The 13,633-nt window shown below is 68.9% G+C and carries 15 protein-coding genes and 3 pseudogenes; 9 read left to right on the plus strand and 9 right to left on the minus strand.

The genetic code is table 11. The features are described 5' to 3' along the window. Positions 1 to 625 precede the first annotated feature (625 nt). Positions 626 to 1,201: a GNAT family N-acetyltransferase gene (locus tag ABZ801_RS34595; RefSeq protein WP_360706205.1), complete on the plus strand. Its 576-nt coding sequence runs from the start codon at positions 626 to 628 to the stop codon at positions 1,199 to 1,201. Between the two features lie 24 nt (positions 1,202 to 1,225). On the opposite strand, the gene ABZ801_RS34600 is transcribed toward ABZ801_RS34595, so the two are convergent. Then, a complete protein-coding gene (locus tag ABZ801_RS34600; RefSeq protein WP_360706208.1) occupies positions 1,226 to 1,450 on the minus strand; it encodes a hypothetical protein in 225 nt (74 codons plus the stop codon). A 100-nt stretch (positions 1,451 to 1,550) separates the two neighbouring features. Then, positions 1,551 to 2,453, minus strand: coding sequence for an alpha/beta fold hydrolase (locus tag ABZ801_RS34605; RefSeq protein ID WP_360706211.1), 903 nt, complete (start codon positions 2,451 to 2,453; stop codon positions 1,551 to 1,553). A gap of 53 nt (positions 2,454 to 2,506) precedes the next feature. On the opposite strand from ABZ801_RS34605, the gene ABZ801_RS34610 reads away from it, so the two are divergent. Further along, entirely contained in the window at positions 2,507 to 3,037 is a 531-nt protein-coding gene (locus tag ABZ801_RS34610; protein WP_360706214.1) for a helix-turn-helix domain-containing protein, read from the plus strand. Between the two features lie 120 nt (positions 3,038 to 3,157). On the opposite strand, the gene ABZ801_RS34615 is transcribed toward ABZ801_RS34610, so the two are convergent. From ABZ801_RS34615 to ABZ801_RS34625, 3 genes are all read right to left on the minus strand, one after another. Continuing rightward, on the minus strand, positions 3,158 to 3,793 hold the full coding sequence (locus ABZ801_RS34615) for a recombinase family protein (protein WP_360706217.1): 636 nt from the start codon (positions 3,791 to 3,793) through the stop codon (positions 3,158 to 3,160). Positions 3,794 to 4,356: 563 nt separating this feature from the next. After that, positions 4,357 to 4,491: a hypothetical protein gene (locus tag ABZ801_RS34620; protein WP_256863446.1), complete on the minus strand. Its 135-nt coding sequence runs from the start codon at positions 4,489 to 4,491 to the stop codon at positions 4,357 to 4,359. A gap of 54 nt (positions 4,492 to 4,545) precedes the next feature. Next, the gene (locus tag ABZ801_RS34625; protein ID WP_360706220.1) at positions 4,546 to 5,253 is read right to left on the minus strand and encodes an SDR family oxidoreductase; all 708 of its coding nucleotides are present in this window, start codon (positions 5,251 to 5,253) and stop codon (positions 4,546 to 4,548) included. Between the two features lie 62 nt (positions 5,254 to 5,315). On the opposite strand from ABZ801_RS34625, the gene ABZ801_RS34630 reads away from it, so the two are divergent. Then, entirely contained in the window at positions 5,316 to 5,726 is a 411-nt protein-coding gene (locus tag ABZ801_RS34630) for a MerR family transcriptional regulator (protein ID WP_360706223.1), read from the plus strand. A gap of 225 nt (positions 5,727 to 5,951) precedes the next feature. Further along, positions 5,952 to 6,458 (plus strand): annotated as a pseudogene (locus ABZ801_RS34635) (IS5 family transposase); the annotation flags it as partial. 292 nt (positions 6,459 to 6,750) lie between these two features. On the opposite strand, the gene ABZ801_RS34640 reads toward ABZ801_RS34635, so the two are convergent. Beyond that, complete coding sequence (locus ABZ801_RS34640; protein ID WP_360706616.1) at positions 6,751 to 7,305, minus strand: SDR family NAD(P)-dependent oxidoreductase; 555 nt, start codon at positions 7,303 to 7,305, stop codon at positions 6,751 to 6,753. On the opposite strand from ABZ801_RS34640, the gene ABZ801_RS34645 reads away from it, so the two are divergent. From ABZ801_RS34645 to ABZ801_RS34655, 3 genes and pseudogenes are all read left to right on the plus strand, one after another. Next, positions 7,208 to 7,426: a hypothetical protein gene (locus ABZ801_RS34645; protein ID WP_360706225.1), complete on the plus strand. Its 219-nt coding sequence runs from the start codon at positions 7,208 to 7,210 to the stop codon at positions 7,424 to 7,426. The two genes, ABZ801_RS34640 and ABZ801_RS34645, sit on opposite strands and share 98 nt — an antisense overlap. An 11-nt stretch (positions 7,427 to 7,437) precedes the next feature. Continuing rightward, positions 7,438 to 8,037 (plus strand): annotated as a pseudogene (locus tag ABZ801_RS34650) (prolyl oligopeptidase family serine peptidase); the annotation flags it as partial. Positions 8,038 to 8,119: 82 nt separating this feature from the next. After that, positions 8,120 to 8,698, plus strand: a complete 579-nt coding sequence (locus tag ABZ801_RS34655) for a VOC family protein (RefSeq protein ID WP_360706228.1) — start codon at positions 8,120 to 8,122, stop codon at positions 8,696 to 8,698. Between the two features lie 479 nt (positions 8,699 to 9,177). On the opposite strand, the gene ABZ801_RS34660 is transcribed toward ABZ801_RS34655, so the two are convergent. Beyond that, entirely contained in the window at positions 9,178 to 9,798 is a 621-nt protein-coding gene (locus ABZ801_RS34660; RefSeq protein WP_360706231.1) for a GrpB family protein, read from the minus strand. A gap of 454 nt (positions 9,799 to 10,252) precedes the next feature. Here ABZ801_RS34660 and ABZ801_RS34665 point away from each other — a divergent pair, with 454 nt between their 5' ends. After that, positions 10,253 to 10,888: a hypothetical protein gene (locus ABZ801_RS34665; protein ID WP_360706234.1), complete on the plus strand. Its 636-nt coding sequence runs from the start codon at positions 10,253 to 10,255 to the stop codon at positions 10,886 to 10,888. Positions 10,889 to 10,921: 33 nt separating this feature from the next. Here the strand turns inward: ABZ801_RS34665 and ABZ801_RS34670 are convergent. Continuing rightward, positions 10,922 to 11,207: pseudogene (locus ABZ801_RS34670) on the minus strand (IS5/IS1182 family transposase); the annotation flags it as partial. A gap of 291 nt (positions 11,208 to 11,498) precedes the next feature. Here ABZ801_RS34670 and ABZ801_RS34675 point away from each other — a divergent pair. Then, positions 11,499 to 12,050 (plus strand): DinB family protein, encoded by a 552-nt coding sequence (locus ABZ801_RS34675; RefSeq protein ID WP_360706237.1) that lies wholly within the window; start codon positions 11,499 to 11,501, stop codon positions 12,048 to 12,050. A gap of 314 nt (positions 12,051 to 12,364) precedes the next feature. On the opposite strand, the gene ABZ801_RS34680 is transcribed toward ABZ801_RS34675, so the two are convergent. Then, positions 12,365 to 13,576: an MFS transporter gene (locus ABZ801_RS34680; protein ID WP_360706240.1), complete on the minus strand. Its 1,212-nt coding sequence runs from the start codon at positions 13,574 to 13,576 to the stop codon at positions 12,365 to 12,367. Between the last annotated feature and the right edge of the window lie 57 nt (positions 13,577 to 13,633).

Raw genomic sequence — 13,633 nt, forward strand, 5'->3', positions numbered from 1 at the left:
CCACGCCACCCGCGGCATCGCCCTCCTGCGCAACCTGGCCATGGCCGGCTGACCGGCCTCCACGCCACGCCCGCCGCCGACGCTCTCCAGCACTTCCTGATCATTACGGGACAGCCTTTAGCGCGAGAGTTGGTTCTCTTGGCTGCGGCGGGTTTGGCTTTGGCGACGCTGTTGCCCTTGGCGGGGGCGCCGCCCTTGCCGGCACCGGGGCCTCTGATCTTGCTGGCGATGCGGGGGACGACGCGTTGGATGACGGGTGCGGCGGCTTTGGCGGCCAGGCCGGCGGCGCCATGGGTGATGACGCCTACGGCTGCGCCTTTGGCACTGGCTTTGAGGAAGCCGCCTGCGGTCCATTGGTCGCGTGGGGTGTGCTGGGCGTGGTTGACGGCGCCGTAGACCCCTCCGCGACGCCCACCAGACGGAGCCGACGCCCCGCCTGTGACACCCGACCAATCCCGCCCCGGCCCCCGGGCCCACTTGATTATCAGTACGCGGGTTTCCGGGAGCCCTGGTCGCTTCGGTGTCCTGTCGGTTCCTGTAGGGCGATCGCCGCGTCGTTGTCGGAGACGTCGCCCGCAGTAATCCCTTTTGTGTATCACCACAGCCCGCTGTCAGTATGAGGCCCATGCCTCACCCTCTTGACACGCTGGACTGGCCGATTTCCACCGACCGACTGCTGTTGCGCCGGGCTGCCTCCGACGACCTGGACGCGACCTGGGCCTACCGGCGACTGCCGGAGACTTACGAATGGGTCACGGCCGCCACAGAGAACTACGACGACTACCGTGAGCGTTTTCTCGATGAGGAGCGGCTCGCAGACCTGCTCATCATCGAACTGGACGGCACGGTGATCGGCGATCTGACGCTGCAGGTGCAGGACGCTTGGGCCCAGGAAGAGGTCGCTGACCAGGCGAAAAGCGTCCAAGGAGAGCTCGGGTGGACGCTCGATCCCTCCTACGGCGGCAAGGGCTACGCCACCGAAGCGGTACGCGCCCTCATCGACATCTCCTTCAAGAGTCTTGGCCTGCGCCGCCTGCACGCGGACTGCTTCTATGACAACGAATCCTCGTGGCGGCTGATGGAGCGGGTCGGGATGCGCCGCGAACAGCACACGGTGAGAGACTCACTCCACCGCACCAGGGGATGGCTCGACGGTCTCTCATACGCGCTCCTGGCCGAGGAATGGCCCGCTCACGAGTGATTAAACAGCTGGGCCCAGCGTGGGCTACCGCTCGCCCTGTGCCTCTGGCCGGGCCTCGGTCAGGGTCTTGTGGACGACGCCGACGCAGACCTTGACGCCGGCGGCGATGGTGCGGATGGATTCCCCGCGCTCGCGGCGGGCCAGGATCGCGGCGCGCTTGTCGTCATCGACCACCGGTCGGCGGCCGCCGACCCGGCCGCGGCGGCGGGCCGCCTCCAGGCCGTCCTTGGTCTTGCGGACGATGACCACGGCGCCGGTCCCCGGCAAGAGATCCGCACGCAGCAACTGGTGGGCCGCAACTGTTCTGGTGCCCCGCCTGCCAGCTGCCCGCCTGACCGGCAGCTCGCCCCTATCGGGTGATCAGCCAGTCGGCGACGTCGGAGATCACCGCCGGGTCGACGTGCTGGGCTTTGAGGTAGTCCGCGGGCGTGGACGGGCCATCTCCGGCGAAGAACAGATGGTCGGCGGCCTCGTACACCCGGATCGTCACATTTGCACGATGCCCGAGGCCCGCTTCCCAGCCCGCCAGATCATCGGCGATCGTCATCTGGTAGTCGCGGCCGCCCTGCAGGATGAGCATCGGTACGTCCAGCGCTGACGCCTCCGCGACCGGGTCGTAGGCGCGCAGGTCGAGCCAGTACGAGGCGGGCAGTCCGAACGGCAGGTCCTCGGCGGGCGTCTCGGGGGTCAGGCCAGGGCCGTCGACGACCGCGGCCTGCCGCGTGATCTGCTCCACCGCCGCCTGCGCGGCCGGGCTCGGATCCAGCGAGGCGAGATGGCCGATGACGCGTATGGCCGCGTGCTGCATCGGCTGCGTGTCACCAGCCATGATCACTAGGCCGGCCACCGACGGCTCGGCGGCCGCGACCCGTGGCGCGACCTTGCCGCCCATGCTGTGGCCAAGGACGAACACCCGCGCGGGATCCACGCCCGGCTGATCCTGGAGGAGGGTGACAGCCGCGACGGCGTGCGGGACGTACTCCTCGGTCATGGTGGCGACGGGGTTCTGCGGATGGGCGAAGGTCACCTTGTCGAACCGCAGCACCGCCACGCCCCGGCGTGCCAGCCCCCACGCGATGTCCTTGAACGGTTTGTTCGGCCCGCTGGTCTCGTCGCGGTCGAACGGCCCTCCGCCGCTGAGCAGCACGACCCCGGGCCAGGGCCCTGCCCCGTCGGGCAGGGTCAGCGTCCCCGGTACGGCGAGGGTGCCGTCCCCGACCGTGACGTCGTGCTCGTGGAACGTCTCCACCATCCTCCACCTTTCTCATTTTCTGGAAAGGTAGCACATGTGAGAACATAGGCAGGGTGGACGTGTTGGAGCTGATGGCGCACCCGGTGCGGTTGCGGGTGGTGCACGCGATGAAGGGCGGGCGGACGCTCACCACAGCAGAGCTGTGCGCGCGGATCCCCGACGTCTCCAAGGCCACGGTCTACCGACACATCGACCTGCTCGTGGCCGGGGGCGTGCTGGAGGTGGCCGAGGAGCGGCGGGTGCGCGGCGCGGTGGAGCGCCACTACCGGCTCCGGCAGGACGGCGCGGTGATCAATCCCGATACGGCCGGGACACTGTCGGCCGCCGACCACCGGCGGGCGTTCGCGGCCGCGATGGCGACCCTGCTCGCCGGGTTCGGCGCCTACCTCGACCGGGACGAGGCCGACCCGGCCGCCGATCTCGTCGGGTACCGCCAGCATGCGCTGTGGCTCAGCCCAGATGAGCTCCGCGAACTGATCGGCGAGCTCCGCGCCGCGATAGAACCCAGACTGGCCAACGAGCCCGCCACCGGCCGCGCGCAGTACCTGCTCAGCCCGATCCTGTTCCCGACCGAGACGGGCTAGTCCAGAATGGCGCGCAGGACGGGCCCGTCGGGGGCGATCAGGACCTCCAGACGCGCTGCAGGGAAACGTCGGCACCGGCCAGCCACTCGACCATGACGGTGCCCATGCGTCCCGTCCCGATCACACAAGCCGGGTTGGCGGCCCGTGGATGATGCGGTGGATGGTGGAGCGGCCAACGCTGTACTCGGTCGCCAGATCCGCCAGCGACACCTCGCCTTCGGCGTAGCGGCGGCGGATGGAACGCCGCGCGGACTCGGGCAGTTTGGGCTGCTTGCCTTTGAGCTTGCCGTTCCTCTTGGCCAGCGCCATGCCCTCGCGGGTGCGCAGGTGCCCCAGGTTGGCCTCGAACTCCGCCACCATCGCCAGGGTCTGCAGGAACAGCCGGCCGAACGGGTCCCTCCAGTCGTAGACCGATCCGCCCAGCCCGAACAGCACCTCCCGGTCAGACAGGTCGGTGAGGATCTGGTTGGCCTCGGCCATGTTGCGCGCGAACCGGTCGAACTTGGTCACGGTGAACACGCTGCCCGGCCACACCGCCGCCAGGGCCTGGTCCAAGCCGCCGCGATTGCGGCGGGTGGTCCCGGAAAAGCCCCGATCGATGTAGATCCGATCGGCCGGGACGCCGAGCGCGAGCAACTGCTCGGTCTGGACGACGACGTCCTGCTCGTCGGTGGAGCAGCGGGCGTACCCGACCCGGACCGTACCGGGGGCCGGGACAGGGGCCGTGCCGGAAGCGGCAGCGTTGACGGCAGTCACGCCGTCCAGTGTTCCGGAGAGGGCCCCACCACCGGGACAGTTCGCGGAACACTCTTACGGAACACCTCGACCTGGGCGCTGTCCCGGCCGGCGGGTGTTCCGGTGGGGGATCCCCTTACGGAACAAGCCGCGACGCCGCCACGGGCTCGCTACAGGCTGCTGCCCCGGTCTCAACGGACCAAGCGGATCAGGCTCGGAACACCGGCGGTCCGGACAGCCGGAGGTCGCCGTGCCCGGCGAGGTAGGCACGGCGGCTCGTGGAGTGGGGCTTACCTCGGTGGAGTGTTGGTCCACTCCGCCACGGCGAACACCTGATACGAGGAAACCTCGCCTGTCTTCAGGAAGCGGTCCGGCATGTCCGCAGCCTCCAGGCGGCGGGGCTTGCCGTCGGTCGTCTCCCGGCGGGAGGGCCCGGCTGCCGTGCGGCGGCGTGGCCACCAGGTCGCGGATGGCCAGAAGGCGCCCGCCGACCGGATCGATGATCCACTGACGCTGGTAGGTGCCCAGTTGCTTGGGCGCGGTGTACAGGCCGAGCGGGACGGTCGTCGCCAGCGTTAGGGAGATCACCCTTCCGGTACAGCCCATCGGGTCGGCCGCCGTCCCTCGGCCTTGACGCCGGGCAGGGTGGCGAGCATCCGGAACGCCGCCGCCCGCACCCGCGGCGGGGCGGGTGCCTGCGACAGCAGGGTTCCGGCCACATCGCTCAGCGCCCGGGTGCGTTCCGCACCTTGTAGGGAGCGGATGGGTTGCGGTCAGGCGTTCAGGAACTGGTGGAACTGCTTGTCGAACTCCCGCGGGTCCTTGCTCAGCGATGCCTTGACCATTTCGGTGAACTCGTCGACGACCACCTCGAGCGCCTCGGCCTCGACACCGTCGAGGGCGATACGGGCGACATCGGCGGGGTCCATCTTGGGCATGTCGTAGCCCTTCGTCATGTCGGTGTCGGCCATCGCAAGATGCACTGAGGTGACGAGCGTGCCCTGACCAGCCAGTTCCTGGCGCAGCGCTTTACTCATGCTCCAGACGGCCGCCTTCGACACCGCGTAGGCGCTGCTGCCGGGGAAGACGAACCAGGACGCCGAAGAGGCCATGTTCACGATCGCGCCCCCGCCGTTCGCTGCGAGGACCGGCGCGAAGGCACGGGCCATCGACAGCGTGCCCCAGAAGTTCACGTCCAGCGCAGCACGGACCGCCTGCAGGTCACCGAGCAGGGCGCCGCCTCCGATGCCGGCATTGTTGACCAGCAGGTTCACATCGCCCGCTACGCGGGCTGCGGCCGCGACGGAGTCCGGGTCGGAGATGTCCAGGGCGAGGACCTCGACGCCGTCGAGATCGATGGACTCGGGACGACGGGCAGTCGCGTAGACCTTCGCGCCTCGCTCGACGAGCTGGGCGGCGAGGTGGCGGCCGATGCCGCGGTTGGCTCCGGTGACGAGCGCAGTCGCTCCGTGAATGTTCATAAGACGTACGCTAGATCCTCACGTCAACGTGAGGATCAAGTCCGGACTGCACGGGAGGTGCCATGCGCATCGGAAAGGTGGCCGAACGTGCCGGAGTCAGCGTCCGTGCGCTGAGGTACTACGAAGAGCAGGGGCTCGTCATCGCCGACCGCAGCCCCAGCGGCCACCGCCAGTACCCCGAGTCTGCCGTTGAGCGGGTGAAGTTCATCCAGCTCCTCTACGCGGCCGGTCTGACCAGTAAGGCGATCCTGCAGATCCTCCCGTTCCTGGACACCCTCGTCGCGACCACGCAGATGACACGCCGACTCACGGACGAGCGTGCCCGTATCCGGGTCAAGATCGACGCCCTGACCAGGGCGCACGATCGACTCGAAGAGCTGATCCGCCTCGCCGCCGAGTACCAGAACTCTCCAGCGACGTGCTCGGCGAGCGCGGACGTCGCCGCATCGCACACGTCACCTCCGCGGCACTGACTGCAATGCGAGAGGCTGTTCCGGCAGCGCTGGCAGGTAGACACCACAAGAACCGCTTCCCGGCCGAATTCATCCCGCCGGGACCTGGCGCCTCAACGGCGGCCGGGCCGGTGTTCGGCGGCGGCTGTCGCCCGGAACGACCATCCGCGCTACGCCGACTCCACCAGGCCCACTAACGCGACTTTTCGTTCCGATGCTGGTCGCCCCCCGAGCTCATACCGTTGGGGCGGTGGCCGGCGGCGGCACGGGAACCGTGAGGTGCTGGCCGCGATCATCTTCGTGGCGACCTCGGGCTGCACGTGGCAGCAACTGCCGCCGGTGTTCGGCCCGTCCGGGCCCACGGCTCACCGGCGTTTCACCGAGTGGACCAACGCCCGGGTCCGGGCCAAGTTGCACCGGCTGATACTGGACGAGCCGGGGTCGCGCGGGGAGCCGGCCTGGTCGCGGTGCGTGATCGACTCGGTGAACATGTGGGCGCTCAAAGGGGGAAGCTGACGGGTTCGAATCCTGTCGACCGCGGCAAGAACGGGTCGAAGATTTACTTGCTCACCGAACGGACCGGCGTGCCGGTCAGTGTCGCGATCTCCGCCGCCAACACCCATGACACCTGGCCCTGCAACCTCTCGTCCGCGGCATCCCGCCGACCCGATCCCGCTGCGAGCCACGTCGTGCCGCCCGGCCAAGCTCCACGGCGACAAAGGCTGCGACTATGCCCACCTGCGCCAATGGCTGTACCAATAACCGGCTGGCGCTCGCGAAGCGCCTCGGTGACTCCGACCTGTCCGGCGATATCGCGGACGCGGCTATCAGGGTCGGATAAAGGGAACGGGCGGACATCACACCCTCCAGACTCGGGGCGCGGTACCACCCAGCATGCCCGACCTGACCCTTTTCAGAAGCCCTCTAGGGGCTCGGGACCTTTATGTGAGGTAGCGCCGCGGTCCCGCTGCCGGCCCGGAACTTCCGAAGCCACAGCGGAGGCAGGGTAGCGTCGGGTCTCCTTTGGCGGGTGCGGGGCGGCGTCTCAGTGTCCCGCTGCGGTGCGGTCCATCATGGAGCCGATGATCATGGTCATCCGTCGGCGGCCGGCCAGCCGTCCCGCGTGCGCCATCAGCCGGTTCCGCCTGCCGGTGATCACGCTGGGGGGCGGGTTGCGCCGGTCCAGAGCCCGCAGGGCGATCTCAACGACCTGCTCCGGGTGCATCCGCCCGGTGCCGCCGTCGGCCCCGTCCCCGGCGACGTCGAAGAACTCGGTTTCGGTCGCGCCGGGCGACAGCGCCATTACGCGCAGTCCGCTGCCGCGCGACTCGTACCACAGCGCCTCGGTGAGGCTCAGCACGAACGCCTTGGTCGCGCCGTAGACGGCCATGGTCGGGGTGGCCTGGTAGGCGGCCATGCTGGCGACGTTGACGAGCACGCCGCCGGGGCGGGCCCGCAGCCGTTCGATGAACACGCGGCCGAGCTCGGTCAGGCTGGTGACGTTGACGGCGATCTCGGCGGCCAGCCGCTGCGGGTCGGTCTGGTGGAACGCGGACGCCCGCGCCCTGCTCGCCCAGCCGGACGCGGCGATCGCCTCGATCGCCCGGCTGCTGGACGTGAGCCGGGCGACCAGCTACGAGTACGTCCCCGGCAGCCCGTCGGCCGAGGCGATCTGCCCGCCGCCCCAGGTGCGCACGATGTCGAGGTCGCCTGGGCGGTGATCAGGCGGGCTTCGCAGTGGTTCGCCGATCAGGGCTTTGCCGTCGTGGTGGCCGACGGACGCGGGGCGCCCGGGCGCGGACCCGCGTGGGAGCGCACGATCTATGGGGACAAGGGCCACCTTCCCTTGGAGGATCAGATCTCGGCCCTGTACGAGGCCAAGGCGCACCATCCGGACCTGGACCTCGGTCGCGTGGGTATCCGCGGCTGGTCGTTCGGTGGCTTCTTGGCCGCGCTGGCCGTGCTGAGGCGGCCCGATGTCTTTCATGCCGCCGTGGCTGGCGCACCCGTCACCGACCAGCGGCTCTACGACACCTATTGGAATGAGCGCTACCTGGGCCATTCTGCCCAGAACCCCGAGGGCCATGACCGTTCCTCGCTACTCGATGAGGCCGCAACACTCCGGCGGCCGTTGATGTTGATACACGGATTGGCCGATGACAACGTCACGGTCGCACACACACTGCGACTGTCCGCCGCGTTGACGGCCGTAGGCTGCCCTCACACTGTGCTCCCACTGCCCGGCGTGACTCACCTGTCTTCGCACGGGCCGGTGGCTGAAAACCTCCTCATCCTTCAAGCCGACTCCCTCAAGCGGGCACTCAGCAGGTAGGAGCATGGCGAGCCGGGCCGTCAGCTTTCTCCTCTCACGTAACAGCCCGCGCGGACTCGGGGTTGTCTAAACGCTGACGGGCATGACAAGCCGCATCAGTGAGCTGGTCATCGGCTGCGCCGATCCCGACCGGCTCGCCGCGTTCTGGAGTGAGCTCCTCGGCTACGTCGAACTCGGCAGGGAGGACGATGGAAGCATCGAGATCGGGCCGCCCGACGCCCGGTTTCGGCAGCCCGCAGCCCACCCTCGTCCTCAGCCCCAGCAGCGACCCGCGGCCCGGAAAGTCCGACTGCACATCGACGTCAACCCGACCGACCGCGACCAGGACGCCGAGCTGGAGCGGCTGCTCGCTCTCGGAGCCAGGGTGGATTCCGCGTGGCGTCGAGTCATGGCGAGACCGGATCGGCGGTGCTCCAGGGGACGCGGCGATGCTCACCCGGGTGCACGGAGGGTCCCCCTGTGCCACGGCGGCCGTCGCCTCGTCGGCGGATCGACCTGCGGCTGTGATGTTGGCGCAGGCTGGACGCGGGTTCGCCGTCGGTGGTCTGGTGAGCGATCTGTTGGATCATTACGCGTTGCCGGGCCGGGACAACTCCGCGCTGCACCGATCGGTGCGGCCAAATCCTTTCGATGCTGCACCAGGTGGTCGGGACACCGGTGATGCACCGCTACGCCGCCGGGTCGCATGGCAGGGACCTGATGGAGTTGGCCGCTCGAGTTGGCCGGGATCGAGGACGGCGCCACCCAGGACGCCGACCGGCTCGCTACCGCGGTCATCGTTCTTGCAAAGGCGGTACACGACGGATGTGCCGAAGGCGTTGGAGACCTACGAACGGCTGCGCCGGGAACGGGTCGAACGCATCGCCGCGTGGCCCGTTCTCGAATCGGCGACCAAGCGGGCAGCAAGTCGATGTGCGTGCCAGGTTGAACGGCTCCAGCCGGCAACGGCCAGCTCACCGTATTTGCCGTGTCCGCTGGCTGATGCGGACGGGGCTGCGCACGCAGAGACTCGGGCCCGGGAGCGCCCACGTTCGGCGTAGAGGGCCGAGCGTGGGCGCCCCGATGGGCCGTTGCCCGCGGACCGCCCCTGGAGACCTCGAGAAAGAAGTCGGGGGGCGGCTGGACAATGCGATTAAGCGATCAGATGTCGGTGGAGGACGGGAACCAACCCGCTTGGCTCCACTTGTCGGCCTCGCGCAGGATCCCCCATACGCAATCGCCCTTGGCGTCCGCGTAGTCGTCGACGAGATCCCAGTCGCGGGCGGCCAGTTCCCGTTTGACGTCCTCGTAGCGCTGCCGGGCCGCTTTGTTGACTCGCAAGTAGTCACGGAAAAGCAGGGCCTGCTGCTGGCTGACGCAGCCTTCTCGGCGGACGTGGCAGTTGACGGCGAGATCGTCGCGCCGGTTGAACAGCCATTTGCGGTAGTCGATGCACCAGTCGCCGAGCCACCGCAGGCCGGTGGACTCCACCGCGTCGATGAGCGCCTCGGATTCCCCGATATGCTCACGCGAGGGCCGCTCGGCGGGCTCGTCAGGAGCGACCAGGTCAGTCCGCGTCCAGGGGCGGAAGTCGCGTATCGACACCTGAACATCGATGATCGGCTTGGCCGCGATTCCGGGGACCGACGTGGAACCGATGTGATGAACACCGGTCAAGCGGTCGCCCAGCACGGGCTCCAATGCCGTGCGCAGAGCCGACCCGACCTCCAGGAAATCCGCCTCCCATTGCGAGTCGTACGGCGCAAGAGTGATTTTTGCCATTCAACCGACTATACACCAGTCGGCGCCAATTCGCGCGGCCCGAATAACCAGCCGAAAGCGCGCCTCCACCCGGAGCATACATCGGGCCATGGAATTCACAGCGAGCACGGGTTGCCTCCCGCTATGGCGCCGTGAAGCGCTCGACGAGCTGATCCTGCTCGGCGCGAACGGTACAGGCGAGGTCGGCTCCGGCCCTGGCGCCGACCATCCGGAGATGAGATGGCCGCGGCCAGAGCCGGAGTCGCCGCCGATCAGATCCGCACCGGTACCGGTGCCGGGGACGTCGCCACCGCTCCAGGAACCAGCCATGGCAGCGTCTGTCGCCGACGACGCCGACCCGGCGTCCGCTGCTGCCGCTCGGCATGCCGCAGCCCGCGCGGCCCGTCTCACCGGATGGGGAACTCACCCGCATGCCTGGACAGCGAGCAGGTGATCTCTACAACCACTCCGACCGGTGGTCGACGACGAACTACTCGAACGTGATCGGCGGGCGGCCCGTGAGGTCGCGCACCTGCGAGGTGACACGGTCCTCTTCTCCCCGGCGCACCAGTTCGTCCGCTCCGAGCAGTGTCTCGGCGAACTCTGCTGCCTAGCTCAGCAACCACCCAACGGGCGTCCTGAACGGATCTGTTGTTCTTCCAGATGGCGGCGCAGTTTGTGGTTCTGGCCGAAGGCCGAACAGCACGGCGTCGGCGAGTATGTCCGGTTCGACTGGCACGACCCGGCGACCTACGAGCGGGCCGTCGAAGGCATCGACCGCATGTACCTGGTCCCGCCGCCGCTGGACGCCGACTCGGTACCACTAAAAAGGGGACCCACCCCCTGTGGACAACCGGCGGGGACCGGCGACGCACAACCGGCGGACCGGCAGCAACCACCACAAACCCCCGAACGGGCGCCTCGGCGACAGGTCCGGCGACTGATCGCTCTGTCCGTCGCAGAGATCCGGCACCTGTTCAACTTGATCGGCAAAGATGATCATGCCGTCAAACTTGGACTCTACTGGTCCAACCTCCACCGCAGCCACCAAGCCGAAGCGCGCAGGCACCACTTCAAGCGGCACCTGCGCCTCCAGATCATCCAGATCTAGCTATGTAGTACTAGGGCCTGTTCGTAGTTCAGATCATGGGAGGGCTGGCAGGCTGCGGAGCCAGATGATGCATCCGCGCAGGTGGAGTCCGGCGAGGTGGCTGTCGGTGTCTTGTCGTAGCGGGTGGCCACCCCTTCAGCTTGTTGATGCAGCGTCCGACGGTGTTGCGGTACAGCTCGGTGGCCGGTGGGGCGGCCGCTGTTACGCCCCTTGTTCCTGCGGTTGCCGCCTGATCGGCCTTGTCGGGGATCATCGCCTTGATGTGGCGTCTGCGCAGGTAGGGGCGGTTGGTGCGTGAGGAGTAAGCCTTGTCGCCGGCGGCCGCACGAGGCCGAGGCGCGGGGCGGCCGACCGGGCCGCGCACTTTGATCTTGTCCCTGACGGGGATGAAGCGGGGGCTGTCGGCGGACTGCCCAGAGGGAGGACGGGCGACAGCGGGCGGCAACGCCGGTCGGCCGGCAGGTGGACCTTGCTGGTCAGGCCCGACCGTGACCAGGCCGGCACCCTTCAGCCGGGCCTTGCGGCGCCTGCGTATCCGGCGCCATTCCTGCGTGGGATCGGGCGGCTCGGAGGGCCGCGAGTTCATAGGTAGGTGATTATCGTTGCGGTCATGGTCAACATGCCGTCGATGGAATCCGCCGTCTTCCACGTAGCGCTACGCGAGCAGTTCGAGGCGTTCCTCGATGAGCATCGATACGCTCTGCACGACAGCTTGACGGGGCTGACCGAGGAGCAGGCGCGCCGGTCGCTGGTCACGTCGAAGACCACGCTGTTGGGGCTGGTCAAGCACGCCACGTTCGTCGAGAAGGTCTGGTTCGACGAGGCGATCACATGTCGATCCCGCACCGAGATCGGCATTCCCGACTCGCCCGACGAGTCGTTCGATCTCGACGACGGCGACACGATCGGCTCCGTCCAGCAGGCCCACCAGCAGGCCTGCGCGGCGTCCCGCAAGGCGGCGGCGGGGTTGACCCTCGACGACCTCGTACGGGGCAACCGCCGGGGCCCGCTGCCGCTGCGCTGGGTCTATCTCCACATGCTGCGTGAACTGGCCCAGCACTGCGGCCACGCGGACATCCTCCGCGAGCAGGTCCTCAGCGGCGTCCCTCGCCGCGGCCAAGTCGTGTCCCGTGATCTTGGTGTGGATCGTCGGCATGGATGAGAAGCATCATGACCTGACCGATTCAATCGCTGTCGTACCGTACGGCGGGCGCATCGCCGGACTCAACGACCGCCCAGTGGTCGTCAGCGCAGCCGACGTCGATTCCGTCCGCGTCCGGGAAGTCGCGGACGCACCCCGGGGACGAGGCCGCTGAGACCTGAGCGCGACCAAGTCCTCCCGGGATGCGCGAGGTCGAAGGGAGCCGCGAGCAGCACAGCACATACGCGGCGGCCTGGTCGACGACGGCTTGCTCCACGGCGTCCGAGTCCATCCGCTCCCCCAGCGGGGCGACGCTCGGCACGCCCGATCGGCTGTTAGGATCTGCCGGCTTCGCGCAGGGCCGCGATCGGCAGGAGCATCAGCAGGCCAAGCCCGCCGAGCAGGCCGAAGGCGAGCCGGAAGTCTCCCGTGGTGTCGCGTAGCGCCCCGACGAGCAGGGGCGCCAGTGCGGCGCAGCCGTAGCCGACGAAGAACGCCATCGCGCTGATCCGTCCGGCCTCGCCTGGGTTTCGTCCGGCCACCACGGGCAGCGTCAGCACGAGCGTGAACAGGCCGCCGTGTCCCACGCCCAGCGCCGCGATCCACAGCCATGTCGCCGTGTCCGGCGTATACGCCAGCCCCAGGAAACCGGCGGCGGTCAGCGTCATCGTCAACGCCAGGCCGCCTCGCCTGTCACGGGTCTCTCCCAGCAGCGCGGGGACGGCGAGCATCGCGACGACCTGGATGGAGATCATCACGGTCAGCATGCCCCCGGCGGCCGACGCGCTGCGGCCGGCGTCGTCGTGCAGCAGCGGCGCCACCCAGGCCAGTTCGCAGTAGTACAGGGCGGAGTTGACGGCCGACAGCGCGGTGATCCGCCAGGCCGCACCGCTGCGCCAGGGCAGCCCCCGCGTCGAGGGTCCGGCGGGAGCCGCGGTGCCGCCCAGGCTCAGGACGCCCCTGGCCGCCGACCACACCGCGATGCCTGCCAGCGCGAGCACCGCCCAGGACGCCAGCGCCGGCGGCCAGGAGCCGACGGCGTCGGCCAGCGGCGCGCTGACCCCGGCCGCCACCGCCCCGCCCAGGCCCAGACCGGCGGTGTAGAGGCCGGTGATCAGGCCGGCGTGGGCGGTGAAGCGTGTCTTGACCACCGCGGGCAGCAGCGTCTGCGCGATCGCGATCCCCGCCCCCACGATCGCCGCGCTGCTCATCTGCAGCCAGGCGGATTCGCCCAGCAGGCGGGTCGTGGTGGCCACGGCGATGACTGCGAGCCCGAGCAGTACGCCGCGCTGCAACCCGTACCTGCGTCCCACGTACGCGCCTAGTGGCGCGCACAGACCCATGGTCAGCGTCGGGATGGTGGTCAGCAGCGACACCCCCGTCGCCGACAGGCCCGCGTCGGCGCGGATGCGGTCCACCAGCGGCGATACCGCCGCGATGGCCGGTCTCAGGTTCGCCGCGGCGGCGAACAGCGCGACGGCCGCCAGCACGAGGGACGTACGGGCGGAGGGCGTGTCGGCGGGGGGAAGGTCTTTGGTGTCCGTCATGGAGACCCCAGCAATTGATCTAGGATGATTTTCATCCGAGTTCTATCACATCCCGGA

It is taken from the genome of Actinomadura sp. NPDC047616, assembly GCF_040642915.1.
GTDB classification, from domain to species: Bacteria; Actinomycetota; Actinomycetes; order Streptosporangiales; family Streptosporangiaceae; genus Spirillospora; species Spirillospora miaoliensis.

Excerpts from the sequence above, each read along its gene's own strand:
- ABZ801_RS34595 (WP_360706205.1), top strand. The coding sequence starts at position 626 with ATGCCTCACCCTCTTGACACGCTGGACTGGCCGATTTCCACCGACCGA.
- ABZ801_RS34605 (WP_360706211.1), bottom strand. The coding sequence starts at position 2,453 with ATGGTGGAGACGTTCCACGAGCACGACGTCACGGTCGGGGACGGCACC.
- ABZ801_RS34625 (WP_360706220.1), bottom strand. The coding sequence starts at position 5,253 with ATGAACATTCACGGAGCGACTGCGCTCGTCACCGGAGCCAACCGCGGC.
- ABZ801_RS34630 (WP_360706223.1), top strand. The coding sequence starts at position 5,316 with ATGCGCATCGGAAAGGTGGCCGAACGTGCCGGAGTCAGCGTCCGTGCG.
- ABZ801_RS34655 (WP_360706228.1), top strand. The coding sequence starts at position 8,120 with ATGACAAGCCGCATCAGTGAGCTGGTCATCGGCTGCGCCGATCCCGAC.
- ABZ801_RS34660 (WP_360706231.1), bottom strand. The coding sequence starts at position 9,798 with ATGGCAAAAATCACTCTTGCGCCGTACGACTCGCAATGGGAGGCGGAT.
- ABZ801_RS34675 (WP_360706237.1), top strand. The coding sequence starts at position 11,499 with ATGGTCAACATGCCGTCGATGGAATCCGCCGTCTTCCACGTAGCGCTA.
- ABZ801_RS34680 (WP_360706240.1), bottom strand. The coding sequence starts at position 13,576 with ATGACGGACACCAAAGACCTTCCCCCCGCCGACACGCCCTCCGCCCGT.